Here is a 24,335-nt window from a genome sequence, read left to right on the forward strand (position 1 = left end):
CTTGCCCCGTCTGAAACTCACTGCCCTGGCAGTGCCCGCCCTTCTGGCGGCGTGCACGGTCGGTCCGGACTTCAAGTCACCCGGCATCCCGCTGGCTAACAGCTTCGCCGAAGGGGCCCACGCCCCGATCGGCGACGCCGCGGCCCAACAGTGGTGGCTGCAGTTCAACGACAAGATGCTGAACCAGCTTGTCGCCGCTGCGATGCGCCAGAACCTAGACGTGCGGACCGCGCTGGTCCGCATCGACGAGGCGCAGGCCGCCGCCCGTGCCACCGGCCTTGCGGGCCTTGTGTCCGGGGGCGTCACCGGCCAGTGGACGCGCCAAGGCGGGGACAACATCCCCGTCAGCGAAACCCGCAGCGCCGGGTTCAACCCGTCGATCATCATCGACCTGTTCGGCAGCCAGCAGCGCCAGCGCGAAGCCGCACTGGCCAACCTGCGCGCGACCGAACTTAGCGTCGGGACGGCGCGGCTTGCCGTGCTGTCGGCGCTGGTGTCGTCCTACCTCGACCTGCGTTACTTCCAGCAGGCGCTGGCGCTGACCCGCGGCACTATCTCCAGTCAGGCCGAAACGCTTGAGCTGGTCCGTGGCCAGTTCGGCGCCGGTGCGTCGACCCAGCTTGACGTTGCTCAGGCCGAAGCCGCCTACAACCAAGCCCGCGCCAACCTGCCGGGACTGGAAAGCGGCTATTACAGCGCGCTGTATTCGATCGCGACGCTGCTGGCGGTGCCGGTGCAGACGATCCAGACCCAGCTGCAGGCTGGCGGGCGTCAGCCGAACGTCTACGCGGGTGCCGGTGCCGGCATTCCGGCGGACCTGCTGCGCAATCGCCCCGACGTCCGCTCGACCGAGGAAAGCTATGCCGCCGCCGTCGCACGCGTCGGTGTCAGCGAGGCCGCGCTGTACCCGTCCCTGTCGCTGGGCGGCAACGTCGGCATCAGCAATGGCGTCAACACCTGGAGCTTCGGCCCCACCGTGTCGATCCCGCTGCTGAACATGCCGGTGCTGCTGGCCAACCGCGATCAGGCGATCGCACAGGCCGAACAGGCCCGTCTGGCATGGCGCGCCTCGGTGCTGGGCGCCGTGGAAGAGGTCCAAAGCTCGCAATCCGCCTATATCCGCGCGCGGCGCGAGGTGTCGGCGCTGCAGGGGTCGGTCACGTCGTTCTCGCGCGTGGTGGACCTGTCGCAGCAGACCTACGACGCGGGCGCGACCACGCTTCTTGACCTGCTGAACGGTCAGCGGTCGCTGTCCTCGGCGCAGCTGTCGCTTGCCGCGTCGGTGCGCGACATGGCCGCCAACTGGGCGGCGCTGCAGGTCGCGGCCGGTCGTGGCTGGGCCATCGTGCCACCGGCAACGAACTGATCGCCGTTCCATTTCATTCAAAAGCCCCGGCCACCGCGCCGGGGCTTTTTCTTTGCGCATGAATCCCACGCCCCGGGTCGACCGGTCGACCACGCTCGCGCTATGATGCCGGGCCGGCAGGAGGAGGCCGGCGCAATCAGCGGAGTTTTCATGCCCGAGTTCGCGTCCGACATCGAGATCGCCCGAGCCGCCCGTAAGAAACCCATCCAAGAGATCGGCGCCCGCCTTGGCATCCCGCCAGAGCACTTGCTGCCCTACGGCCACGACAAGGCCAAGGTCGGGCAAGAGTTCATCGCCGGGCTGAAGGACCGCCCCGACGGCCACCTTGTCCTTGTGACCGCGATCAACCCGACCCCCGCGGGCGAGGGCAAGACGACCACCACCGTCGGACTTGGCGACGGTCTTGCGGCGCTGGGAAAGAACGTCGCGATCTGCATCCGCGAGGCAAGTCTTGGCCCCTGCTTCGGCATGAAGGGCGGCGCGGCTGGCGGCGGCCATGCGCAGGTCGTCCCGATGGAGGACATGAACCTTCACTTCACCGGCGACTTCCACGCGATCACCTCGGCGCACAACCTGCTGGCCGCGATGCTGGACAACCACGTCTACTGGGGCAACGCGCTGGACATCGACGTGCGGCGCGTGGCGCTGCGGCGGGTGATGGACATGAACGACCGCGCCCTGCGTGGCATCGTCACCTCTTTGGGCGGCGTCGCCAACGGCTTCCCGCGCGAATCCGGCTTCGACATTACGGTCGCGTCCGAGGTCATGGCGATCCTGTGCCTTGCGACCGACCTGTCCGACCTTGAACGCCGGTTGGGCGACATCATCGTGGCGTGGCGGCGCGACCGCACGCCGGTCTATGCCCGCGACCTGAAAGCTGAAGGCGCGATGACCGTGCTGCTGAAGGACGCGATGCAGCCGAACCTTGTGCAGACGCTGGAAAACACGCCCGCCTTCGTGCACGGCGGGCCCTTCGCCAACATCGCGCACGGCTGCAACTCTGTCATGGCGACGACCACCGCGCTGAAGCTGGCGGATTTCGTGGTGACCGAGGCGGGCTTCGGCGCCGACCTTGGGGCCGAGAAGTTCTTCGACATCAAGTGCCGCAAGGCCGGGTTGAAGCCCGCCGCCGCGGTCGTGGTGGCGACGGTCCGGGCGCTGAAGATGAACGGCGGCGTCGCGAAGGCCGACCTTGGCGCCGAGAACGTGGACGCGGTGCGCGCGGGCTGCGCGAACCTTGAACGCCACCTGAACAACGTGGGCCGGTTCGGCGTGCCCGCCGTGGTGGCGATCAACCACTTCACCGGCGACACCGAGGCCGAGATCGCCGCCGTCACCGACCATGTGTCGCAATTGGGCGCCAAGGCCGTGGTCTGCCGCCACTGGGCGGACGGGTCGTCCGGCATCACGGATCTGGCGTCCGAGGTCGTCGCGCTGGCCGAGGCCGGCAGCGCCGACTTCACGCCGCTTTACCCCGACGAAATGCCTCTGTTCGAGAAGATCGAGACGGTGGCGAAAAAGATCTATCACGCGGGCGACGTCACCGCCGATGCCAAGGTGCTGAATCAGTTGAAGGAATGGGAGGCGCAGGGCTACGGCCACCTGCCGGTGTGCATGGCGAAGACGCAGTATTCCTTCACGACCGACCCGAACCACCGGGGCGCGCCCGAAGGGCATGTCGTGCCGGTGCGCGAGGTGCGGCTGTCGGCGGGCGCCGGGTTCGTCGTGGCGATCTGCGGCGACATCATGACGATGCCGGGCCTGCCCAGCGTGCCCTCCGCCGAAAGCATCCGGCTGAACGACGCCGGAGAGGTCGAAGGCCTGTTCTGACCGGCCCCCGCGCTGCCGCCGAGTAAGCGGGGGCGCGGGTTGCAGTGGCCGGAAATTTCCGAAAAACCAGTCGGGCCGAAACCCGGCATGAGAACCAAAGGGGGTCAGACATGACGAAATCCTTTCTGAACGAGGGCGCCGTCGCCGTCATCACCGGCGCCGCGTCGGGCATCGGCCGCGCCGCAGCCGTGGCGTTTGCCGGGCGTGGCATGAAGGTGGTCATGGTCGATGCCGACGGCGACATGCTGGCCGACGCGGTCGAACGCGTGTCCGGCATCGCGGGCGAGGACAACGTGATGAACCGCGTGATCGACGTGTCGGACGTGCACGCGATGACCGATCTGGCCGACGCGGTGTTCGACCGCTTCGGGCAGGTGGATCTGCTGATGAACAACGCCGCGATGCGGGTGGCGGGCGGCAGCGACGAAAGCCTGCACGAATGGCGCCGCACGATGGACGTGAACTTCTGGGCCGCAGTCTATGCCGAACGCGCCTTCCTGCCCCGGATGCAGGACCGCGGCGCCGAGGGCGCCATCGTCAACACCGGTTCCAAGCAGGGCATCACCAACCCGCCGGGGAACCTTGTCTACAACGTCACCAAGTCGGCGCTGAAAAGCTACACCGAGGGGCTGCAGCACATCCTGCGCAACACCGAGGGCTGCAAGATCTCGGCGCATCTCTTGGTGCCCGGCTTCACCACCACCGGCACCCGCACCCACAAGCCCGAGGCATGGCTGCCCGAGCAGGTGGTCGACCGGATGATCGGCGCGCTGGAGGCGGACGACTTTTATATCATCTGCGAGGATGGCGAGGTCACCGCCGAGATGGACGCCAAGCGGATGCGATGGGCCGCCGGGGACATGATCGAGAACCGCCCCGCCCTGTCGCGCTGGCATCCCGACTGGGCCGAGGCGTTCAACGCCGCCGACTGAGGCTTCGGCCACACACGACATTCCACGTCCGGGCCGGCAGGTGTCGCGCCCGGACGCTTTCCGTCTGCAAGGAGACTTTCATGAAAACCGTACAGATCCGCGACACCGGCCTTTCGGTGACCGATATTTGCTTTGGCACCTCGGCGCTTGGCAACATGCCCGACACCTATGGCTACGCGGTGGACGAGGACCGCGCGCGCGCCACGCTGAAGGCGATCTTCGACGGTCCGGCGAACTTCCTCGACACGTCGCGCGCATATGGCCTTGGCGAAAGCGAACGCCGCATCGGCGCGGTGATCCGCGAGATGGGCGGCCTGCCAGAGGGGTTCGTGCTGTCCACCAAGCTGGACCGCGATCTGGACACGGGCCGCTTCGACGCCGCCCGCGCCCGCGCCTCGCTTGAGGAAAGCCTTGAGGTGCTGGGGCTGGACAGCATCCCCGTCCTGCACCTGCACGACCCCGAGCACGCCCGCGATCTGGAAGAGATCACCCGCGACGGCGGCGCGATGGACGAGCTGTTCAAGATGAAGGAAGAGGGCCTGTGCCAAGCGGTCGGCCTTGCGATGGGCCGCATCGACATGATGTTCCCGCTGGTGAAAGCCTATCCGTTCGACACGCTGATCTCGCACAACCGCTACACCCTGCTGAACCGGGCGGCGGACGAGATGTTCACCTATGCCCATGCGCAGGGCATGGCGGTGCTGAACGCGGCGCCCTATGCCTCGGGCGTGCTGGCCAAGGGGTCGGCCGAGATGCCGATGATCACCTATCAAAAGGCCGACGACGCGGCGCTGGCCCCCGTCCGCCACATCGAAGAGGTCTGCGCGGCACAGGGCATCGCGACCGGGCCGGTAGCGCTTCAGTTCTCGATGCGCGACCCGCGCGTGGCCTCGACCGTGATCGGCGTGTCGAAGCCCGAACGCGTGGCGCAGACGCTGCAATGGGCGGCGGTCGACATTCCCGACCAGATCTGGGACGCGCTGGAAGAACTGCCGTATTCGATGGAAGACCCGGAAGCGAACCGCGACTACAAACCCGGCTGAGTCCGAGAGGATCAGGGCGGGGGCTCTGCCCCGTCGCACCGAAGGCGCGCATTGAAAGGGCGATCGGGGGCTCTGCCCCCGTCACCTTCGGTGACTCCCCCGAGGTATTTCGGAAGAGAAGAAGCAGGGGGCGTGGCCCCTACTCTGCCGCTTCGACAGCCTTTTCCGCGCGGACGGCCGAGAACTTGAACTCGGGAATCTTGCCGTAGGGATCCAGCGACGGGTTCGTCAGGATGTTCGCCGCCGCTTCCACATAGGCGAAGGGCAGGAAGACGTTGTCGGGGGCGACCGCACGGTCCTCGCGCACCATGACGACAAGCGTGCCGCGCCGGGTGGTCAGGCGCACCATGCCGCCGGCCTCGATCCCGAGGCGGCGCAGCGTCGACGGGTGCATCGAGCAGTTCGCTTCGGGCTCGACCGCGTCCAGCACCGTGGCGCGGCGGGTCATCGAGCCGGTGTGCCAGTGTTCCAGCTGGCGGCCAGTGATCAGCACCATCGGGTATTCGGGGTCGGGCAGTTCGTCCGGCGGCACCACGTTGGCAGGTGTGAACCGGGCGCGCCCGCCGGCGCGGGGGAAGCCGTCGCCGAACACGATGGGCTGGCCGGGATCTTCGGGCGACAGCGAGGGATAGGTCACCGCCTCGGCTTCCAGCCGGTCCCACGTGATGTTGTCGAAGGATTTCATCGAGTGTTTCATCTCGGCGAAGACTTCGGACGGGTGGGTATAGGTCCACGGCAGGCCAAGCCGTTTCGCCAGCTCGACCTCGATCCACCAATCCTCGCGCGCGTCGCCCGGGGGCGGCACCGCGGGGCGGCCCATCTGGACCTGCCGGTTGGTGTTGGTCACCGTGCCCGTCTTCTCGGGCCACGCGGTGGCGGGCAGGATGACGTCGGCGTAGTTCGCCGTTTCGGTCAGGAAGATGTCCTGCACCACGAGATGTTCGAGCTTTGCCAGCGCGTCGCGGGCGTGCTCGACGTCGGGGTCCGACATCGCCGGGTTCTCGCCAAGGATGTACATGCCGCGAATGTCGCCGGCGTGGATCGCGTCCATGATCTCGACCACGGTCAGGCCCTTGTCGGGGCTGAACTCGGTCCCCCACAGGTCGCGGAACAGCGAGCGGACGCCGTCGTCGCCCACCGGCGCATAGTCGGGCAGGAACATCGGGATCAGACCCGCATCCGACGCGCCCTGCACGTTGTTCTGGCCCCGCAGCGGGTGCAGCCCCGTGCCGGGACGACCGACGTGACCGCACATCAGCGCAAGGCTGATCAGGCAGCGCGAGTTGTCGGTGCCGTGGATGTGCTGGCTGACTCCCATGCCCCAGAAGATCATCCCCGCCCGCGCGGTGGCGAAGGTGCGGGCCACGTCGCGCAGCGTGTCGGCGGGGATCCCGCAGACCTCGGCCATCTTTTCGGGCGGGAAGGCCTTCAGGTGGTCCTTCATCGCGTCGAAATTCTCGGTGAAGCCGGCGATGTACTGGTCGTCGTACAGGTTTTCCTCGACGATGACGTGCATGATCGCGTTCAGCATCGCCACGTCGGCGCCGGGCTTGAACTGCAGCATGTGCGAGGCGAAGCGGCGCAGGCCGACACCGCGCGGATCCATCACGATCAGCTTGCCGCCGCGCTTGGTGAACTGCTTGAAGAAGGTCGCCGCGACGGGATGGTTCTCGATCGGGTTGGCGCCGATGACGATGGCGACATCGGCGTTCTCGATCTCGTTGAAGGTCGCGGTCACCGCCGCCGAGCCCACGTTCTCCATCAGCGCCGACACCGAAGACGCGTGGCACAGGCGGGTGCAGTGGTCGACGTTGTTGTGGCCAAAGCCCTGCCGGATCAGTTTCTGGAACAGGTAGGCTTCCTCGTTCGAGCACTTGGCAGAGCCGAAGCCAGCCACGCGCGTCCCCGCGTCGTCGCGCAGCCGTGCAAGGCCACCCGCGGCGCGGTCCAGCGCCTCGTCCCACGTCGCCTCGCGGAAATGGGCCTGCCAGTTTTCCGGATCGACGTTCAGCCCCTTGGCGGGCGCGTCGTCGCGGCGGATCAACGGTTTCGTCAGGCGGTGCGGGTGGTGGATATAGTCGAAACCGAAGCGGCCCTTGACGCACAGCCGCCCCTCGTTCGCGGGGCCGTCGACGCCGTCGACGTATTTCACCTTGTCGTCCTTGATCTTGAACGACAGCTGGCAGCCGACGCCGCAATAGGGGCAGACCGATTTCACCTCGCGGTCGTAGTCGGCGCTGTCGCCCTGCTGCGCGTCGTCCAGCACCGTGGCGGGCATCAGCGCGCCGGTCGGACAAGCCTGCACGCATTCGCCGCAGGCCACGCAGGTCGAGGCGCCCATCGGGTCGTCCTGATCGAACACGATCTCGGCGTCGTGGCCGCGACCCGCCATGCCGATCACGTCGTTGACCTGAACCTCGCGGCAGGCGCGGACGCACAGGTTGCAGTGGATGCAGGCGTCAAGGTTGACGCGCATCGCGACATGGCTGTCGTCCAGCAGCGGCACGCGCTGGTCCTCGATCCGGGGGAAGCGGCTTTCGGTGGTGCCGTTCAGCGCGGCCATGTCCCAGAAATGGCTGGACGCATCATGCGGCGCCTCGGGCTGGTCGGCGACCAGCAGTTCCATCACCATGCTGCGGGACTTCACGGCGCGGTCGCTGGCGGTGTTCACCACCATGCCGTCCGCCGCCTCGCGGATGCAGGACGCCGCAAGTGTGCGTTCGCCTTCCACCTCGACCATGCAGGCGCGGCAGTTGCCGTCGGGGCGATAGCCGGGCGCGGGTTTGTGGCACAGATGCGGGATAGTCAGGCCACGGCCATGCGCGGCGTCCCAGATCGTGGTGCCCTGCGGGACGGTGACCTTGTCGCCGTCGAGGGTGAAGGTCACGGTCTTTGTCTGGCTTCCGTCGGGCATGGTCAGACCTCCTCCGGGAAATGTTTCATCACCAGCCGGATCGGGTTCGGTGCCGCCTGCCCCAACCCGCAGATGGACGCATCCGTCATCACCTGGCACAGGTCTTCCAGCAGGTCGCCGTCCCAGCGGTCGGCCTGCATCAGCTTGACCGCCTTCTCGCAGCCGACGCGGCACGGGGTGCACTGGCCGCAGCTTTCGTCCTCGAAGAACCGCAGCATGTTCAGCGCCGCGTCCTTGGCGCTGTCATGGTCCGACAGCACGACAACGGCGGCAGAGCCGATGAAGGTGCCGTGCGGTTGCAGGGTGTCGAAATCCAGCGGCACGTCGTCCATCGACGCGGGCAGCAGCCCGGACGACGGACCGCCCGGCTGGTAGGCCTTGAACGTGTGGCCCTTCAGCATGCCGCCTGCCGCGTCGATGATGTCGAGGATCGTCGACCCGGCCGGCAGCAAATACACGCCCGGCGCCGCGACGCGGCCCGAGACCGAATAGTTGCGATAGCCGGTGCGCCCGTTTCGTTCGACCCCGTTCAGGATGTCGGGCCCCTCGCGGCAGATCATCGCGACCCAGTGCAGCGTCTCGACGTTATGGACCAGCGTGGGGCGACCGAAGATGCCGTTCTGCGCGACATAGGGCGGGCGGTGGCGCGGCAGGCCACGGTTGCCCTCGATCGACTCGATCATCGCGGATTCCTCGCCGCAGATGTAGGCCCCCGCCCCGCGCCGCAGTTCGATATAGCCCGGCGCAACCAGCCCCGAGGCCTCGAGCGCGGCGATCTCGCGCCGCAGGATTTCCAGCACCGCCGGGTATTCGTCGCGCATGTAGATGAAGCAGCGTTCCGCCTCGACGGCGGCGGCGGCGATCAGCATGCCTTCCAGCGTGACGTGCGGCTCGCGTTCCAGGTGCACGCGGTCCTTGAAGGTGCCCGGTTCGCCCTCGTCCCCGTTCACCGCCAGATAGCGCGCGCCCGGCGCGGCGCGCACAAAGCCCCACTTGCGCCCCGACGGGAACCCGGCGCCGCCCATGCCGCGCAGCCCCGCCGCTTCCAGCAGATCCTGTACCGCGTCCCAGTCGGCCCCCTTCCGCAGCCGCTCCAGTTCGACATAGCCGCCCCGGTGACGATAGGCCGACAGACCTTCGTAGTATGGCAGATGCGCATGGGTGTCGCCCGCCGCGATGGCCGCCTGCACCTTGTCAGGCGTCGCGTGACCGATGTGGTTGTGCCCGAGTTCCAGCACCGGCGCGCTGTCGCAGCGGCCCATGCAGGGCGCGCGCAGCACGCGCACCTCGGACGGGTCGAGCCCCTGCTCCAAAGCGGCACGCAGGGCGCTTGCCCCGGCAATCTCGCACGACAGGGAATCGCAGACCCGGATCGTCAGCGCGGGCGGCGGGATTTCCCCTTCGGCGACCACGTCGAAATGGGCGTAGAAGGTCGCGACCTCATAGATTTCGGCCTGCGCCAGACGCATCTCTTCGGCCAAGGCACGGATGTGCACGGCGGACAGATGGCCGTGGGCGTCTTGGATCAGGTGCAGGAATTCGATCAGCAGATCGCGTCGGCGCGGGCGGTCGCCCAGCAGGTCGCGGACCTCGGCCAGCGCGGCATCGTCCAGCTGACGTCCTTTCGGCGTCCGACGGCCCTTGCCCCGGCCCGATTTCCAGACACCTTTACGCTCGTCCAGGGGCGCCATGCCGATCCTCCCAATGACATGAACGGAAAATGGCACCGCGCACCCGTCCCGTCAAACCCATATACTCGCCCATAGGGAAACATTTATTCCCCAAGGGAAATCAACTCAATCAAGCGGCGCGGCCTTCCGCCGAGAGCTTCGGTTGTCACTGATTAGCTTCCCCGCACCGGCCAAGGCGCGACATGGACGGCACTTTTTCCGTCATCCGCGACACCCGCACCACCTGAACCAGGGCCCACCGGGCGGGCACACCAGACCCAAGCGCAAAAGCGCGTCTCACATAATTATGAGGGGGGAATGGTGGGCGACCCTGGAATCGAACCAGGCATGGGTCTCCCCGGCGGAGTTACAGTCCGCTGCCGCACCTTGCAGCACGTCGCCCGACGCGTCGCGTTGATTATCCGTAGCACTTTTGGACGTCAACCGTTAAATCCCCGCAAACTGAGGATGCCGTAACCGGAAGGCGCGAGACGATGAAAAAGCCCAAGTGGGTGGTCGAGAAGGAACGCGGCAAGCGGGCCGCGGCGGCGGAAACCGTGTGGCTGTTCGGTCTGCACGCGGTCCGCGACGCGCTGATGAACCCCCGGCGCGAGAAACTGCAACTGGTCCTGACCAAGAACGCCGCCGACCGGCTGGGCGATGCCGTTGCCAACGGGCCCGAACCGCAGATCGCGGACCCGCGCAAGTTTCCTGCCCCGCTGGACCCCGGCTCGGTCCACCAAGGCGCGGCGCTGGAAGTGCGGCCGCTGGACTGGGGCCCGATGGGCGACCTGTGCCATGCCCCCCCGGGAGAGTCGCCGTCCGTGGTGCTGCTGGACCGCGTCACCGACCCGCACAACGTGGGCGCCATCCTGCGGTCGGCCGAGGTGTTCGGCGCCCGCGCGGTGATCGCCCCGGCGCGCCATTCCGCCCCCGAAACCGGCGCGCTGGCCAAGACGGCCTCGGGCGCGCTGGAACGGCAGCCGTACCTGCGGGTGCAGAACCTGTCGCGCGCGATGGAAGAGCTGCGCGAGATGGGCTACCGCCTGCTGGGTCTGGATGGCGAGGCGGACACCACGCTGGAGGACGGGCTTGCCGGCGCTGTAACCGATCCCGTGGGGCTGGTGCTGGGCGCAGAGGGTCCGGGCCTGCGCGAGAAGACGCGCGACACCTGCGATACACTTGTTCGCGTCGATTTCGCCGGGCCGTTCGGGTCACTAAACGTGTCGAACGCGGCGGCGGTGGCATTGTACGCAGCCACCCGGCGCTAGACCCGTCGCGTCAAGGACCGGGTCGCCTTAAAGCTGCGAATCCAATGGTCAATTCCCGGCATTAACATGGGTTTGCCGATTTTTTAGGCGGATTTCCGCGTATGCGAACGGATTTTAATTCAACCGTAACACGAAGAGCCGAACCGATTCGTGGTACGGTTGGCGCCTTGCAAGCACCTGAAAAGCCTTCATTCGGCAGGTCCGCTTGTTCAGAGTCGGGTAAAGTCGACAGACCAGATCACCCTTCAGTCACGCCGATATTACGTGACCTTTAAAGCCGCCGGTGCAATTCTAAATATCAGAGTGAGCGTGGGAACGGAACATCCACGCTTCACTTCACTGTCCCTCGTTCCGTGACTTGCGCCCGGCCCATTGTGGCCCGGGCGCTTTTTTATGTGCCTTGCCCGGACGTCTCGTGGCATACCCAAGGCGACCATGATGGTAAAGAACCGATGACCTACTCCGACGCTTTCCTGCGCAACGTGTTGCACGGAACCAAGACCATCGCCTGCGTGGGCGTGTCGCCGGACCCCGTGCGGCCCAGCCATTTCGTGGGCCGATATCTGTCGCTGAAAGGCTACCGCGTGATCCCCGTGAACCCGAAGGTCGCCGGGACACGGCTGTTCGGCGAAACCGTGGTGCCCGACCTTGCGGCGATCCCGGCGGACGCCAAAGTCGACATGGTCGACATCTTCCGCAAGTCCGATGCCGTGCCGCAGATTCTGGACGAGGCGCTGGCACACCTGCCCCACCTGCGCACGGTCTGGATGCAGATCGGCGTCGAACACGCCGAGGCCGCCGCCCGCGCCGAAGCGCAGGGGCTGACCGTGATCCAGAACCGCTGTCCGAAGATCGAACATCAGCGGCTGTTCGGAGAACTGCGCAAGGCCGGGTTCAACACCGGGGTCATCTCGTCAAAGCTGTGACCCCGCCCCAGGTTCAGGCGCGGCGGGTCAGTTCGTCAGCGTGCGCTTCCACGTCTGCGTGTCGCAATCGCCGACGGTGTTGCAGACCTTGACCTCAAGCCGGTTGCCGGTGGCGATCAGCACGGTGGGATACTCGTTCCGCATCACCGGCACGTACATGTTGCCCTTGCCCCAGCCTTCGACGCTACGGACGTTCCAGATGATCCGGCGCCCGACGTTCGGCGACCCGCTGGGCTTGCCGTGCTTGTCGACCGACGCGATCAACGTCCCGCACAGCCGGTTGCCACAGGGATAGATCCGCACATATCCGGTCTGGTTCTTCGCATCGCGTTCGGTCTGCCATACGCCCAACAGCGTTTCCCCCGCCGAGGCCGCGCCAGCGACAGAGATCATCAGGCCGGCGATGAATAGTACAATTCTTGTCATCTTGTGCTGCTCCACTATGCCCCGAGCCCTATTCCTTGGCTCTATGCGACATACTGTGGCCCATGACGTAGCGTCGGGCAAGCATCAACGCCGTCTTTGCCCGGCACTGGAACGGCGGCGCGGCATTAATGTTTGCTTGGCAATCGGGGGACAGGGTGGCAAAGACCGCGCCGTACAGTCCCAGCCGGAGCGAAGCCCATGATCCTCTACCCCGCCATTGACCTGAAGGACGGCCAGTGCGTGCGGCTTCTGCGCGGCGAGATGGACGCGGCCACCGTGTTCGGCGACGACCCCGCGGCGCAGGCGAAAAGCTTCGTCGAGGCGGGCTGCAAGTGGCTGCACCTTGTCGATCTGAACGGTGCCTTCGCCGGTCGCCCGGTCAACGGCGCGGCGGTCGAAGCGATCCTTGCCGCCGTGGACGTGCCGGTTCAGCTGGGCGGCGGCATCCGCGACATGGCCACCATTGAGGGCTGGCTGACCAAGGGCGTCAGCCGCGTGATCCTTGGCACCGTCGCGGTCGAGAACCCCGACCTTGTCCGCGAGGCGGCAGCCGCGTTCCCGGGGCATGTCGCGGTGGGCATCGACGCCCGCAACGGCCGCGTCGCCACCAAGGGCTGGGCGGAAGAGACCGACGTGATGGTCACCGACCTCGCCCGCCAGTTCGAGGACGCGGGCGTCGCCGCGATCATCTACACCGACATCGACCGCGACGGCGCGATGCAGGGCCCGAACGTCACCGCGACGGCGGCGCTGGCCAACGCGGTGCAGATCCCGGTCATCGCCTCGGGCGGCGTGTCGTCGATCGATGACCTCGTGGCGCTGCGCGATTGCGGTGCCGCGCTGGACGGGGCGATCTCGGGGCGGGCGCTGTACGACGGTGCGATTGACCTGTCGGAGGCGCTGCGCGTAGTTTCGGCCTGACCCGACCGGAGGCCCCGACGTGCTGAACGACCTGCTATTATCCTTCTTCTTCGGGATGCCGGCTGTCGTGGCGCCGTTCCTTGCCGCCGACCTGCGCAACCCCGCGTCGCGCTTCATCATGTTCTGGGGCGGCATCGCCTTTACCGTGATGGTCGCGATCGTGGTGATCCCGATGCTGTTGTGCGACGGGTCGATCACCGGCGCCTATTCGAACTGCGTCGGCGGCACCGGGCTGGCCGCGGCCTTCACCTCGGCCCAGCCGGTAATCCGCGCCTCGGCCTTCGCCTACATCATGGCCGGGCCGCCGCTGGCGATCCTCGCCTACCTGCTGGAATGGCTTTACCGGCGGCAGCGCGCGGCCTGAGGCGACCGGCATGAAATGGGTCCACCGCATCTTCGCGATCCTCACGCTTGGCCCTTGGGTCGTCTGGCTGGCGTGGGTCGCACTGGCGCTTGGCCTCAGCTATTTCGGCGGCTGCCGGATCGACGAAAGCGGCGTCCACCCCTGTACCGTCGCGGGACGCGAGGCCGGAGAGCTGGCCTATACCGCAGGCTTCTGGTCCGCATGGGGCGTGATGCTGATCGGGCCGTTCTCGTTCGGGTTCGGGCTGACGTGGGCGATGGCGACCTTCGTCGCCGCCCGCATCCGCCGCCACCGTCAGCCGCCCGCCGCCTGAGCCGTCAGCCGTTCCAGCGCCCCGGCGATCGGCGCGACATAGTCCGCATCGGCGTCACCGCCCGCATCCTCCAGCATGTCGCCGACATCCTGATACGACAGCCAGACCGCGCCATCGGCATCCTCATAGGCCAGAACCCGCAGCGGCAGCATCAGCCCGGCCATCGGCGCATCCCGGATGGCGGGCGTCCCCAGCGTCGGGTTGCCGAAGATCAGCAACTCCATGTCCGGCAGATCCTGCCCCACGGTTTGCGCAGCACCGGCGTGATCGACCCGCGCGAAGACAAGCGCGCCCGCGCCTTCGACCGCCACCACCAGGCGGTTCATCACCTCGGCCACCGAGGCGTCGGCCCGAACCTTCACGAAATCGGCCTCGGCCCATGCCGGGGCAGCACCCGTCACCAGCGCAAGGGCCGCAAGAAAACCCCTCATCGCAAACTCCTTTCCCTTCCCCCCATTCCGGAATAGTACGAGCCCGACACGGAAAGACCAGTCTGCCATGCTTAAGACCCGCATCATTCCCTGCCTCGACGTGGCCGACGGCCGCGTGGTGAAAGGCGTCAACTTCGTCGATCTGATCGACGCCGGCGATCCGGTCGAGGCCGCGCGCGCCTATGACGCCGCCGGTGCCGACGAACTGTGCTTCCTCGACATCCACGCCACGCACGAGAACCGCGGCACGATGTACGACCTTGCGACGCGCACGGCGGAACAGTGCTTCATGCCGCTAACCATCGGTGGTGGCGTACGCACCTCGGAAGACGTCCGTAACCTGCTGTTGGCGGGGGCCGACAAGGTGTCGTTCAACTCGGCCGCCGTGGCCGACCCCGACGTCATCGCCCGCGCCGCCGACCGCTTCGGGTCGCAATGCATCGTCTGCGCCATCGACGCCAAGACGGTCGAAACGGGGCGGTGGGAGATCTTCACCCATGGCGGCCGCAAGCCCACCGGGATCGACGCGGTGGAATTCGCCGTGATGATCGCCGAGAAAGGCGCCGGAGAGATCCTGCTGACCTCGATGGACCGCGACGGCACCAAGCAGGGCTTCAACCTGCCCCTGACCCGCGCCATTGCCGACGCGGTGGACGTGCCGGTGATCGCCTCGGGCGGCGTCGGCACGCTGGACCACCTTGTCGAGGGCGTGACCGAGGGCCATGCCAGCGCGGTGCTTGCCGCCTCGATCTTCCACTTCGGAACCTACACCATCGGCGAGGCCAAGGCCCACATGGCCGCCGCCGGCATCCCGGTGCGCCCATGACCCACACGCTCGACCGCCTCGCCGCCACCATCGCATCCCGCAAGGGCGCCGACCCCGACAGTTCGTGGACCGCGAAGCTGCTGGCAAAAGGCCCCGAGAAATGCGCCGAGAAGTTCGGCGAGGAAGCGGTCGAAGCGATCATCGCCGCCGCGAAGAACGACCGCGCAAACTTGACCTACGAGGCCGCCGACGTTCTCTACCACTTGTTGGTCATGCTGGCGGCGCGCGACGTTGACCTTGCCGACGTGCTGGCCGAACTCGACCGCCGCGAAGGCACGTCGGGCCTCGACGAGAAAGCCGCGCGCAAGGGCTGAGCCGCCACGCCTGCCCCTTCTTCTCTTCCTAAATACCTCGGGGGAGTCGCCGCAGGCGACGGGGGCAGAGCCCCCGCCCCGCGCCCGACGCGATTGTCAGACCGTCAGGGTTTCCAGTTCAGGAAATTCCCGATCAGCCGCAGACCCGCGGCCTGGCTTTTTTCCGGGTGGAACTGGGTGCCGACGATGTTGTCGCGCCCGACGATGGCGGTGACCGCCCCGCCATAGTCGCAATGCGCCAGCAGATGTGCCGGGTTGGCGACGCGGAAGTGGTAAGAGTGCACGAAATACGCGTGCTCGCCCGTGGCGACCCCGTCCAGCACCGGGTGCGCGTTGTCGACGACCAGATCGTTCCACCCCATGTGCGGCACCTTCAGCGCCGGGTCGGACGGGTCGATGTGCACGACGTCGCCGCCGATCCAGCCCAGCCCCGCGACCTCTTCGTATTCGTGGCCCGCCGTCGCCAGCATCTGCATCCCGACGCAGATCCCCATGAAGGGCACGCCGCGCTGCATCACCGCCTCGGTCATCGCTTCGGCCACACCGTCCACCGCGTACAGCGCGCGCTGGCAGGCCGGAAAGGCTCCGTCGCCGGGCAGCACCAGCCGGTCGGCCCGCGCCACGTCCTCGGGCTTGTCGGTGACGATCACCTCGCCCGCGCCGGTCTCGGCGGCCATGCGCTGGAACGCCTTCTCGGCGGAATGCAGATTGCCGGATTCGTAGTCGATGATCGCGGTCAGCATCGGGCGTTCTCCTGCGGTTGCGGAACCACCGGGTGACTAGGCGGTTTCGCCGCCGTTTCCAAGCCCCGCCGTGCCAAGCGCGCCCGTCGCACCCACCCCGTCCAGCAGCGTCATCACCGCGTCGAACAGCCCATCGGGCGCACCGGACCAGAATCGCCCAGCCAGGTAGAGGCTCGCGTAGCCGTGCGCCAGCGACCAGACCTGCGCTTCGACCACCTGGGGCGCGGTCCCGTCCGGCACGAAGGGCGCGCAGCAGCGGCGCAGCGGCTCATAGGCGAAATGACCGGCGTCGGCGCCTGCCTTACCGGCACCGGACAGGTCATAGCCGAAGATCAGGTGAAACAGCGCGCGGTTGTCGCGGGCAAAGTTCAGATAGCCGCGCGTGATCGACTTCAGACGACCCCGGTCGGTCTGGTCCCCGGTGACCTCGGCGTCGACCATGTAGTTGCGAAAGCGGCGAAATCCCTCGTCGGCGATTGCGCCGCGCAGCCCCGGCAAACCGTCGAAGTGATGCGCGGGCGCGGCATGGCTGACCCCCGCAAGGGCAGCGCAGCGGCGCAGGGTCAGCGCCTCTGGTCCGCCCTCTTCCAGCAATTGCAATCCGGCCAGCACCAGCGCCTCGCGCAGGTTGCCGTGGTGGTGCGGTTTCTTGGGGGACGCATCGGTCATCGGACGGCCAGCCTAACGCCGAACTTGACAGCGTCAAGTCAAGGTGATCTTTACACTGTCAAGTTGCCTGCAATCACCCCCAACGAGGTCGCACATGCCCGCCTTTCTCCGCACCCGGACCGCCCTGTTCTGGCTGTTGTCCTTCGCCGTCGCGCTGGTGTCCTATCGCTGGCTCGTGTTCGGGGTCGAAGCCTCGATGGACTTCATGCTGCACCATTTCATCGACCGGCGGGCGGCGTTCCTTGCGCATGTCCTGTTCGCCCCCGTCGCGCTGGTGCTGGCCCCGTTCCAGCTGGCCCGCGGGCTGCGGGCGCGCCGCCCGGCCCTGCACCGCTGGCTGGGCCGGGTTTATGGCGTGGCGATCCTGATCTCGGGGCTGGGCGGTCTGGCAATCGCGCCCTTCACCTCGGCCGGTCCGGTCGCGGCGTGGGCCTTCGGCATCCTCGCGGTGCTGTGGATGGGAATCACCGGGCGCGGCATCTGGCTGGCGATGCAGAGGCGCATCGCAGAGCACCGCCGCTGGATGATCCGGTCCGTGGCGCTGACCTTCGCGGGGGTCACGCTGCGGCTGGAGCTGCCGCTGCTGATGGCGGCGTTCGGGTTCGACACCGGCTACCAGATCGTCGCCTGGCTGTGCTGGGTGGCGAACCTGCTGATCGCGGAATGGTGGCTGCGGCGGGACCGGGCGCGCGCGCCGCTGGCCGCCTGACGCGCGGCCCCGGGCGGTATCGGGCGGCTTACAGCGCGCCCTTGGTGGACGGGATCGCGTCGGATTTGCGCGGGTCGGTCTCGACCGCCTCGCGCAATGCCCGCGCCACCGCCTTGAACGCGGCCTCGACGATGTGGTGCGCGTTGATCCCGTGCAGCGCATCGACGTGCAGGGTGATCCCACCGTGGGTCGACAGCGCCTGAAAGAACTCGCGCACCAGTTCGGTGTCGAAGGTGCCGATCTTCTGTGCCGCGATGTCCACGTTCCACACAAGATAGGGCCGGCCGCTCAGATCCAGCGCCGCGCGCACCAAAGCGTCGTCCATCGGCAGCAGGCACGACCCGTACCGGCGGATGCCCTTCTTGTCGCCCAGCGCCTTGGCCAGCGCCTGCCCGATCGCGATGCCGGTATCCTCGACCGAGTGGTGGTCGTCGATGTGCAGATCACCCTGACAGCGGACCTTCATGTCGATCAGCGAATGCCGCGACAGCTGGTCCAGCATGTGGTCGAAGAACCCGATGCCGGTGTCCATCTCGTAGGACCCGGTCCCGTCGAGATCGATCGACACCGAGATGTCGGTCTCGGCCGTCTTGCGGACGATTTCTGCAGTTCTCATAGCGACCTCCATGACGTCGGCGGCGTTATAGGACCGGCAGGTCGGCTTTGGAAGCAGGGGCCATTGATTCCCGCGCCGACCGCGGCCATTCTGCCGCTCGACCAAGGGAGACCCCGATGACCACCTGCGTTTTCATCCAGATCCGCTGCAAGCCCGGCACCACCTATGCGGTCGCCGAAAAGATCGCGCTGGAAGAGATTCACTCTGAACTTTATTCCACCTCGGGCGAGTACGACCTGCTGATCAAGCTGTACGTCCCCGAGGGCGACGACGTGGGCAAGTTCATCAATGATCGACTGTTGCACATTCCCGGCATCGAGCGGTCGCTGACGACCCTGACCTTCAAGGCATTCTGATCGCGTGGGACGGGCCGCCGCCGATGGCGGCCCAGCACTTTTCCCGCAATTCCCGTGGTGTGACGCAAGTTGACGCAGCGTTTTCCACACGGGCGAAAATCGGGCGAAATGCCGATTTTCCATTTTTATTCAGCGCCTTAATTCGTGACATTTATGTGAATGCGGATTCGCTCCACCAAGTTATCCCCCGCGTGTGGACACCTGTCCCGCGACCCGGCGTCAGGAAAACTCTGCCGCCAGCCGCTTGCCCGCAGCTGTGTATTCTTCCCGGATCCGGGCAATCAGGCTGGCCGCAGGCTGCACCGCGCGGACCGCGCCGATGCCCTGCCCGGACCCCCAGATGTCCTTCCACGCCTTCGCGCCACCGCCAGTGTCGGCCTTGGCGAAATCCATCATTTGCGCGTCCGCCCCGGACAGCGCGTCGGGGTCCAGCCCCGCGCGCTGGATCGACCCGCGCAGGTAGTTTCCCGAGATGCCGGTGAACAGCGCCGAGGTCACGATGTCCTCTGCCCCGCCGTCGACGATGGCCTGCTTGTAGTCCGGGATCGCGTTCGCCTCGTCCGTCGCGATGAAAGGCGAGCCGATATAGCCAAGGTCCGCCCCCATCGCCCGCGCGGCCAGCAGCGCCTCGCCGGTGGCGATGGCCCCCGACAGCAGCAGCGGCCCGTCGAACCAGTCCCGGATTTCGCGCACCAGCGCGAAGGGCGACTGCGGACCGGCGTGTCCCCCGGCCCCGGCCGCGACGGCGATCAGCCCGTCGGCGCCCTTCTCGATCGCCTTGCGGGCGAAGGTGTTGTTGATGACGTCGTGCAACGCCAGCCCGCCGCAGTCATGCGCCGCCGCGTTCACCTCGGGCCTTGCCCCAAGCGAGGTGATCCAGATCGGCACCTTCCACTTGTGGCAGATCTCGATATCGCGTTGCAGGCGGGCGTTCGTGCGGTGGACGATCTGGTTCACCGCGAAGGGCGCAGCGGGCGTGTCGGGGTTTGCCTGATTCCACGCGTCCAGTTCCTCGGTGATCCGCTTCAGCCATGCCTCCAGCATCGGCGGCTCGCCTTCGGCCTCGCGGGCGTTCAGCGCCGGAAAGCTGCCGACGATCCCGGCCTTGCACTGGGCGATGACCAGATCCGGCCCCGACACGATGAACATCGGCGCGGCCACGGCGGGCAGGCGAAGATTGCGAAACACCTCGGGCAGCTTGCGGTCGGTCACGGTCATTGCGTCCTCTTGTCCATGTAGCGTCGGTTGATCCAGTCGGCGGCCAGCGCGGGGCGGTCCTGCCCCTCGATCTCGACCGTTACGGCCAGCGCGAAGGTCACTTCCCCCGGGCGGGTTTCCTCGACCGAGGTGACATCGAAATGCGCGCGGATGCGGGCGCCCGCGGGCACCGGCGACAGAAAGCGCAGGCGGTCGAACCCATAGTTCACGCCCATACCCGCCCCCGTAAGCCCCGGCAGGGCCTCAAGCGACATGGGGGCCAGCAGCGACAGCGTGAGGAAGCCGTGCGCGATGGGGCCGCCGAATGGCCCCTCGGCGGCACGGACCGGGTCGGTGTGGATCCACTGGTCGTCGCCGGTCAGCGTGCCGAAGGCGTCGATCGTCTGCTGCGACACCTCGTGCCACGCCGACGTGCCCGCCCGTTGTCCGACCAGCGCACGCCATTCGTCCAGCGTCAGCGTCCCTGTCCGATGTTCCTCCAACGCACGGCCCTCCCGTTCCTGCAGGGCAACCTTGGGCGCCGGGGGGCCGGGTTGACAAGGTGTGACGGTGCGGCACAGCTTCGCGTCGAAGGAGACGCCGATGACTGCCAAAGCGATGCTCAGCCGGGCCCCGGGCGGCCCCGAAACGCTGGAGCTGTCCGACATCCCGATGCCAAAGCCCGGACCGGGCGAAGTCCGCGTCGCGGTGAAGGCTGCGGGCGTGAACTTTCCCGACACGCTGATGATCCGCGACCTTTACCAGTACCGCCCCGACCGCCCTTTCGCCCCGGGCGGGGAAATCGCGGGCGTGGTCGATGCGGTCGGGCCGGGTGTCGCGATGACGGTCGGGACGCGGGTGCTGGCGCTGACGCTGTACGGCGGCTTCGCAAGCCACGTCGTGATCCCGGCGGACGATGCGATCCCCTTCCCCGACGCGATGCCGTTCGACGAAGCGGCAGCGTTCATTTTCACCTACGGGACAAGCTATTACGGCCTGACCGACCGCGGGCACCTGTCGTCGGGCCAGACGCTTCTGGTGCTGGGCGCAGCGGGCGGCATCGGGGCCTCGGCGGTGGAACTGGGGCTGGCGATGGGCGCGCGGGTGATCGGCGCTGTGTCGTCCGAGGACAAGGCCGCCTTCGTGCGCGGCTTGGGCGCGCAGGACGTTCTGGTCTACCCGGCAGAGATGGACCGGGCGGGGCAAAAGCAGTTCGGGTCCAAAATCAAGGCGCTGTGTCCCGACGGCATCGACGTCGTCTACGATCCCGTCGGCGGCCCCTATGCCGAACCGGCGCTGCGGGCGATGGCGTGGGGCGGGCGGTATCTTGTGGTGGGGTTTCCGGCGGGCATCCCCGAGATCCCGCTGAACCTGCCCCTGCTGAAAGGCTGCGACATCGCGGGCGTGTTCTGGGGCGCGTTCACCAAGAAAGACCCCGCCCGTTTCGCGCATCAGGTCGCCGAGATGTTTCGCCTGTATCGCGCCGGGCAGATCCGGCCCCGCGTGTCGGAAACCTACCCGCTGGCGCAGGCGGCGGTCGCGCTGAACCGGATCGCGGACCGCAAGGCCACCGGAAAGATCGTGCTGACGATCTAGGGGCAACGCCCCCGGGGCCTAGTGGACCTCGGGCAATGTATGGTCCGCGTATTCCTGCCGAAGCGTCAGCTTCGACACCTTGCCCGTCGCCGTCAGCGGCAGCGTATCCACGAACACCACGTCGTCGGGCAACTGCCACTTGGCGAAATGCGCCCCAAGGTGCCGCAGGATGTCGGCGCAGTCGGGCGTCTTGCCTTCGGCGGGGACGGCGATCAGCACCGGGCGTTCGTCCCACTTCGGGTGCGGCACCGCGATCACCGCGCAGTTTGCGATGTCGGGATGCGCCATCGCCATGTTCTCGACGTCGATAGAGCTGATCCATTCGCCGCCCGACTTGATCAGGTCCTTGGTCCTGTCGGTGATCTTCAGATACCCGTCCGGCGTGATCGCCGCCACGTCGCCGGTGCCGAACCAGCCGTCGGCGTCCAGCGCCTTGGCGGTCGCTTCGGCGTTGTCGTAATAGCCCGCGACCACCCCGTTGCCGCGCACGAACAGTTCGCCGACGGCGGTGCCGTCATGCGGTTGCGGGTGGCCGTCTTCGTCCACGATCTTCATCTCGACCCCGAAGGCGCGGTGGCCCTGCGTGGCCTTTAGCGGCAGCCGGTCCTCGATCGGTCCGGCCTGCGTGGCCGGGTCCAGCTTAGTCAGCGTGCCGATCGGCGACATCTCGGTCATGCCCCATGCGTGGACGACGTCGACGCCCCGGCTTTCGAACGCCTCGATCAACGAGGGCGCGGCGGCGGACCCGCCGATCACCACCTCGGCGAACCCTTCCGGCAGGCGGCCCTGCTTCTCGATCTCGGCCTTCAGACCCAGCCACACGGTGGGCACCCCCCATGCCGAGAACACGGTCTCTTCCTCCATCAGCGTGAACAGCGACGGCCCGTCCAGATGCGGCCCGGGCATCACCAGCGTCGCCCCCGTCAGCGGAGCGGCATGCGCCAGCCCCCAAGAGTTCGCATGGAACAGCGGCACCACCGGCAGGATACGCCGACCGACCCGCATGGCGTCCTGCATCGACAGGGCGACGGTGAAGGCGTGCAGGACCTGACTGCGGTGGGAATACAACGCGCCCTTCGGGTTCCCGGTCGTGCCAGAGGTATAGCACAGCCCTGCGGCGGTATCCTCGGAGAACTCGGGCCAGACAAGCGTGCCGTCTTCGGCGGCCAGCAGATCCTCGTAGCACAGCAGGTCCAGCGCGCTGTCCTTCGGCATGTGGGCGGCATCGGTCATCAGCACGTATTTCATGTCGGCCGGGAAATGCGCGGCCAGCTTCTCGACATGCGGCAGAAAGGTGAGATCGAAGAACAGGATGCGGTCTTCGGCGTGGTTGACGATGTAGATGATCTGTTCGGCGGACAGGCGGGGGTTGATGGTGTGACAGACGCCGCCGATGCCGGGAATGCCGTAGTACAGCTCGATATGGCGATAGCCGTTCCACGCCAGCGTCGCCACGCGGTCCCCCGCGCCGATGCCCAGCCGCTGAAGCGCGGCGCCCAGCTTGCGGGCGCGGACGCCGGTTTCTTTCCACGTTTGCCGGTGACGCCCGCCCTCGACCGTGGCGGACACGATGCCTTCTTGGCCGTGGATCTCTGCGGCGAAGGTCAGGATGTCCGCAATGTGCAGCGGACGGTGCATCATCTGGCCAAGCATCGTCTGGTTCCTCCCTTACGTGCCCGGTTCAATACTTCCCCAGCGTCCCCTTATGTTTCAATAAGAAATCCCCGACGGTCTCTCGCGTGATCCACATTTGGCGGGAAACCGTCGAAACACGTCTCAGGCGTCCGCACCGACCCGGACCAGCTGCTTGCCGAAGTTGCCCCCCTTCAGCATATCGAGAAACGCCTGCGGCGCAGCCTCCAGCCCCTCGGCCACGGACTCGCGATAGTGCAGGTCCCCGCCGCCCACCAGCGGGCCGACCTCGTCAAGGAACGGCTGCAGCTTGTCGGCGTGGTCGAACACAAGGAACCCCTGCACGCGCAGGCGCTTGGTCAGGATGGTGCGCCAGACCGGCGGCAGGGTCGGCGGGTCCTGCAACCCTTCGGGTGAATACCACGCCACCATGCCGCAGATCGCGATGCGGCCGTCTTGGTTCATCCGGGGCAGCACGGCCTCCAGCACCTTGCCGCCAACGTTCTCGAAATAGCAGTCCACCCCCTGCGGCGTCAGGGCTTCCAGTTCTTGCGCAAGGTCCGGGTCGCGGTGGTCAAGGCAGACGTCATAGCCAAGGTTCTCGACCGCATAGGCGCATTTCTCGGACCCGCCCGCGATGCCGACGGTCTTCAACCCGGCCCGCTTGGCCAGTTGCCCCGCGACGCCCCCGACCGCGCCCGTTGCGGCGCCGACGACCAGCGTCTCGCCGCGCTGCATCTTCAGGATCTCGTTCAGACCGACCCACGCCGTCTGGCCCGGCATCCCCAGCACGCCCAGCGCGGTCGAGACCGGGGCAAGATCCGGGTCCAGCTTGCGCGCCTCGGCCCCCCGCACGATACCGTGGGTCGTCCAGCCGATCCGGGCCAGCACGATGTCGCCCGCCACGAACCGGGGATCGCGGCTTTCGGTGACCTCGGCCACGACCTCGCCCGTCATCACCTCGCCGATCTCGGTCGCGGCGGCATAGGACGGCCCGTCGTTCATGCGGCCGCGCATGTAGGGGTCCAGCGACAGCCAGATGGTGCGCAGCCCAAGTTCGCCGTCTTCGGGCGCGGGGATCTGCGCGGTCTCGGTGCGGAAATCGTCAAGGGTCGCGTCGCCCTTCGGACGGCTGGCAAGTACGATACGAGTGGCGGTGGTCATGGTGCTGTCCTCCTGTGCTGGCATCAGCCTAGCCCGGCGGGTTGCCTTGCCAAGGGCTTTACGCACGACGCCGGATGGCGGATACCCAAACACGCAGGTGAAGGGA

At 67.2% G+C, this 24,335-nt stretch carries 25 protein-coding genes and 1 tRNA gene; 14 read left to right on the forward strand and 12 right to left on the reverse strand.

Features of this window, described 5'->3' with window-relative positions; all coding sequences use genetic code 11:
* Positions 1-31 precede the first annotated feature (31 nt).
* The 4 genes from P1K30_RS18475 to P1K30_RS18490 all read left to right on the forward strand — a co-directional run bounded on the left by P1K30_RS18475 (position 32) and on the right by P1K30_RS18490 (position 5,171).
* Positions 32-1,366, forward strand: a complete 1,335-nt coding sequence (locus P1K30_RS18475; protein ID WP_275634246.1) for an efflux transporter outer membrane subunit — start codon at positions 32-34, stop codon at positions 1,364-1,366.
* A 150-nt stretch (positions 1,367-1,516) separates the two neighbouring features.
* Positions 1,517-3,196 carry a formate--tetrahydrofolate ligase gene (locus P1K30_RS18480; protein WP_275634247.1) on the forward strand — a complete coding sequence of 560 codons (1,680 nt, stop codon included), beginning with the start codon at positions 1,517-1,519 and terminating at the stop codon, positions 3,194-3,196.
* Between the two features lie 110 nt (positions 3,197-3,306).
* Positions 3,307-4,128, forward strand: a complete 822-nt coding sequence (locus tag P1K30_RS18485) for an SDR family NAD(P)-dependent oxidoreductase (RefSeq protein ID WP_275634248.1) — start codon at positions 3,307-3,309, stop codon at positions 4,126-4,128.
* An 80-nt stretch (positions 4,129-4,208) separates the two neighbouring features.
* Entirely contained in the window at positions 4,209-5,171 is a 963-nt protein-coding gene (locus tag P1K30_RS18490) for an aldo/keto reductase (RefSeq protein WP_275634249.1), read from the forward strand.
* Between the two features lie 139 nt (positions 5,172-5,310).
* On the opposite strand, the gene fdhF is transcribed toward P1K30_RS18490, so the two are convergent.
* From fdhF to P1K30_RS18505, 3 genes are all read right to left on the reverse strand, one after another.
* Complete coding sequence (fdhF, locus tag P1K30_RS18495; protein WP_275634250.1) at positions 5,311-8,085, reverse strand: formate dehydrogenase subunit alpha; 2,775 nt, start codon at positions 8,083-8,085, stop codon at positions 5,311-5,313.
* Between the two features lie 2 nt (positions 8,086-8,087).
* A complete protein-coding gene (locus P1K30_RS18500) occupies positions 8,088-9,776 on the reverse strand; it encodes an NAD(P)H-dependent oxidoreductase subunit E (RefSeq protein ID WP_275634251.1) in 1,689 nt (562 codons plus the stop codon).
* 298 nt (positions 9,777-10,074) lie between these two features.
* A tRNA-Tyr gene (locus P1K30_RS18505) sits at positions 10,075-10,158 on the reverse strand.
* Positions 10,159-10,249: 91 nt separating this feature from the next.
* Between P1K30_RS18505 and rlmB the strand changes: the two genes are divergently transcribed.
* Together rlmB and P1K30_RS18515 are read left to right on the forward strand one after the other, a co-directional pair.
* Positions 10,250-11,026, forward strand: coding sequence for a 23S rRNA (guanosine(2251)-2'-O)-methyltransferase RlmB (gene rlmB, locus P1K30_RS18510; RefSeq protein WP_275634252.1), 777 nt, complete (start codon positions 10,250-10,252; stop codon positions 11,024-11,026).
* 452 nt (positions 11,027-11,478) lie between these two features.
* Positions 11,479-11,952, forward strand: coding sequence for a CoA-binding protein (locus tag P1K30_RS18515; RefSeq protein WP_275634253.1), 474 nt, complete (start codon positions 11,479-11,481; stop codon positions 11,950-11,952).
* 27 nt (positions 11,953-11,979) lie between these two features.
* Here P1K30_RS18515 and P1K30_RS18520 read toward each other — a convergent pair whose 3' ends face one another.
* Entirely contained in the window at positions 11,980-12,378 is a 399-nt protein-coding gene (locus P1K30_RS18520) for a DUF2147 domain-containing protein (protein ID WP_275634254.1), read from the reverse strand.
* 198 nt (positions 12,379-12,576) lie between these two features.
* Between P1K30_RS18520 and hisA the strand changes: the two genes are divergently transcribed.
* Genes hisA through P1K30_RS18535 form a run of 3 tightly spaced genes read left to right on the forward strand, consistent with a single transcriptional unit; the run spans position 12,577 to position 13,976 of the window.
* On the forward strand, positions 12,577-13,299 hold the full coding sequence (gene hisA / locus P1K30_RS18525; protein WP_275634255.1) for a 1-(5-phosphoribosyl)-5-[(5-phosphoribosylamino)methylideneamino]imidazole-4-carboxamide isomerase: 723 nt from the start codon (positions 12,577-12,579) through the stop codon (positions 13,297-13,299).
* Positions 13,300-13,318: 19 nt separating this feature from the next.
* Positions 13,319-13,663, forward strand: a complete 345-nt coding sequence (locus P1K30_RS18530; protein WP_275634256.1) for a hypothetical protein — start codon at positions 13,319-13,321, stop codon at positions 13,661-13,663.
* Positions 13,664-13,673: 10 nt separating this feature from the next.
* Positions 13,674-13,976, forward strand: coding sequence for a hypothetical protein (locus P1K30_RS18535; protein ID WP_275634257.1), 303 nt, complete (start codon positions 13,674-13,676; stop codon positions 13,974-13,976).
* Here the strand turns inward: P1K30_RS18535 and P1K30_RS18540 are convergent.
* Positions 13,958-14,407: a DUF302 domain-containing protein gene (locus P1K30_RS18540; RefSeq protein WP_275634258.1), complete on the reverse strand. Its 450-nt coding sequence runs from the start codon at positions 14,405-14,407 to the stop codon at positions 13,958-13,960. The two genes, P1K30_RS18535 and P1K30_RS18540, sit on opposite strands and share 19 nt — an antisense overlap.
* A gap of 67 nt (positions 14,408-14,474) precedes the next feature.
* Here P1K30_RS18540 and hisF point away from each other — a divergent pair, with 67 nt between their 5' ends.
* The gene (gene hisF / locus P1K30_RS18545) at positions 14,475-15,233 is read left to right on the forward strand and encodes an imidazole glycerol phosphate synthase subunit HisF (protein ID WP_275634259.1); all 759 of its coding nucleotides are present in this window, start codon (positions 14,475-14,477) and stop codon (positions 15,231-15,233) included.
* Entirely contained in the window at positions 15,230-15,547 is a 318-nt protein-coding gene (locus P1K30_RS18550; RefSeq protein WP_275634260.1) for a phosphoribosyl-ATP diphosphatase, read from the forward strand. Before hisF ends, P1K30_RS18550 begins: the two co-directional genes overlap by 4 nt.
* A gap of 104 nt (positions 15,548-15,651) precedes the next feature.
* On the opposite strand, the gene hisH is transcribed toward P1K30_RS18550, so the two are convergent.
* Both hisH and P1K30_RS18560 read right to left on the reverse strand, forming a co-directional pair.
* Entirely contained in the window at positions 15,652-16,290 is a 639-nt protein-coding gene (gene hisH / locus P1K30_RS18555) for an imidazole glycerol phosphate synthase subunit HisH (RefSeq protein WP_275634261.1), read from the reverse strand.
* Positions 16,291-16,326: 36 nt separating this feature from the next.
* Positions 16,327-16,959, reverse strand: coding sequence for a TetR/AcrR family transcriptional regulator (locus P1K30_RS18560; protein ID WP_275634262.1), 633 nt, complete (start codon positions 16,957-16,959; stop codon positions 16,327-16,329).
* Between the two features lie 94 nt (positions 16,960-17,053).
* Here P1K30_RS18560 and P1K30_RS18565 point away from each other — a divergent pair, with 94 nt between their 5' ends.
* Positions 17,054-17,668, forward strand: coding sequence for a DUF2306 domain-containing protein (locus P1K30_RS18565; protein WP_275634263.1), 615 nt, complete (start codon positions 17,054-17,056; stop codon positions 17,666-17,668).
* Between the two features lie 28 nt (positions 17,669-17,696).
* Here the strand turns inward: P1K30_RS18565 and hisB are convergent, their stop codons facing one another.
* Entirely contained in the window at positions 17,697-18,284 is a 588-nt protein-coding gene (hisB, locus tag P1K30_RS18570) for an imidazoleglycerol-phosphate dehydratase HisB (RefSeq protein ID WP_275634264.1), read from the reverse strand.
* Between the two features lie 116 nt (positions 18,285-18,400).
* Here hisB and P1K30_RS18575 point away from each other — a divergent pair, with 116 nt between their 5' ends.
* Positions 18,401-18,640 carry an Lrp/AsnC family transcriptional regulator gene (locus P1K30_RS18575; protein WP_275634265.1) on the forward strand — a complete coding sequence of 80 codons (240 nt, stop codon included), beginning with the start codon at positions 18,401-18,403 and terminating at the stop codon, positions 18,638-18,640.
* A 219-nt stretch (positions 18,641-18,859) separates the two neighbouring features.
* Here the strand turns inward: P1K30_RS18575 and P1K30_RS18580 are convergent, their stop codons facing one another.
* Entirely contained in the window at positions 18,860-19,858 is a 999-nt protein-coding gene (locus P1K30_RS18580) for an NAD(P)H-dependent flavin oxidoreductase (protein ID WP_275634266.1), read from the reverse strand.
* Positions 19,855-20,340 (reverse strand): MaoC family dehydratase, encoded by a 486-nt coding sequence (locus P1K30_RS18585; protein ID WP_275634267.1) that lies wholly within the window; start codon positions 20,338-20,340, stop codon positions 19,855-19,857. The genes P1K30_RS18580 and P1K30_RS18585 overlap by 4 nt, the downstream gene beginning before the upstream one ends.
* A gap of 100 nt (positions 20,341-20,440) precedes the next feature.
* Here P1K30_RS18585 and P1K30_RS18590 point away from each other — a divergent pair, with 100 nt between their 5' ends.
* On the forward strand, positions 20,441-21,433 hold the full coding sequence (locus P1K30_RS18590) for an NADPH:quinone oxidoreductase family protein (protein ID WP_275634268.1): 993 nt from the start codon (positions 20,441-20,443) through the stop codon (positions 21,431-21,433).
* Between the two features lie 18 nt (positions 21,434-21,451).
* On the opposite strand, the gene P1K30_RS18595 is transcribed toward P1K30_RS18590, so the two are convergent.
* The gene (locus P1K30_RS18595; RefSeq protein ID WP_275634269.1) at positions 21,452-23,086 is read right to left on the reverse strand and encodes a long-chain-fatty-acid--CoA ligase; all 1,635 of its coding nucleotides are present in this window, start codon (positions 23,084-23,086) and stop codon (positions 21,452-21,454) included.
* Positions 23,087-23,209: 123 nt separating this feature from the next.
* Positions 23,210-24,229: an NADP-dependent oxidoreductase gene (locus P1K30_RS18600; protein WP_275634270.1), complete on the reverse strand. Its 1,020-nt coding sequence runs from the start codon at positions 24,227-24,229 to the stop codon at positions 23,210-23,212.
* Positions 24,230-24,335 lie beyond the last annotated feature (106 nt).

Origin of the sequence: Psychromarinibacter halotolerans, from assembly GCF_029168315.1 — a bacterium.
In the GTDB taxonomy this organism is placed as follows: domain Bacteria; phylum Pseudomonadota; class Alphaproteobacteria; order Rhodobacterales; family Rhodobacteraceae; genus Psychromarinibacter; species Psychromarinibacter halotolerans.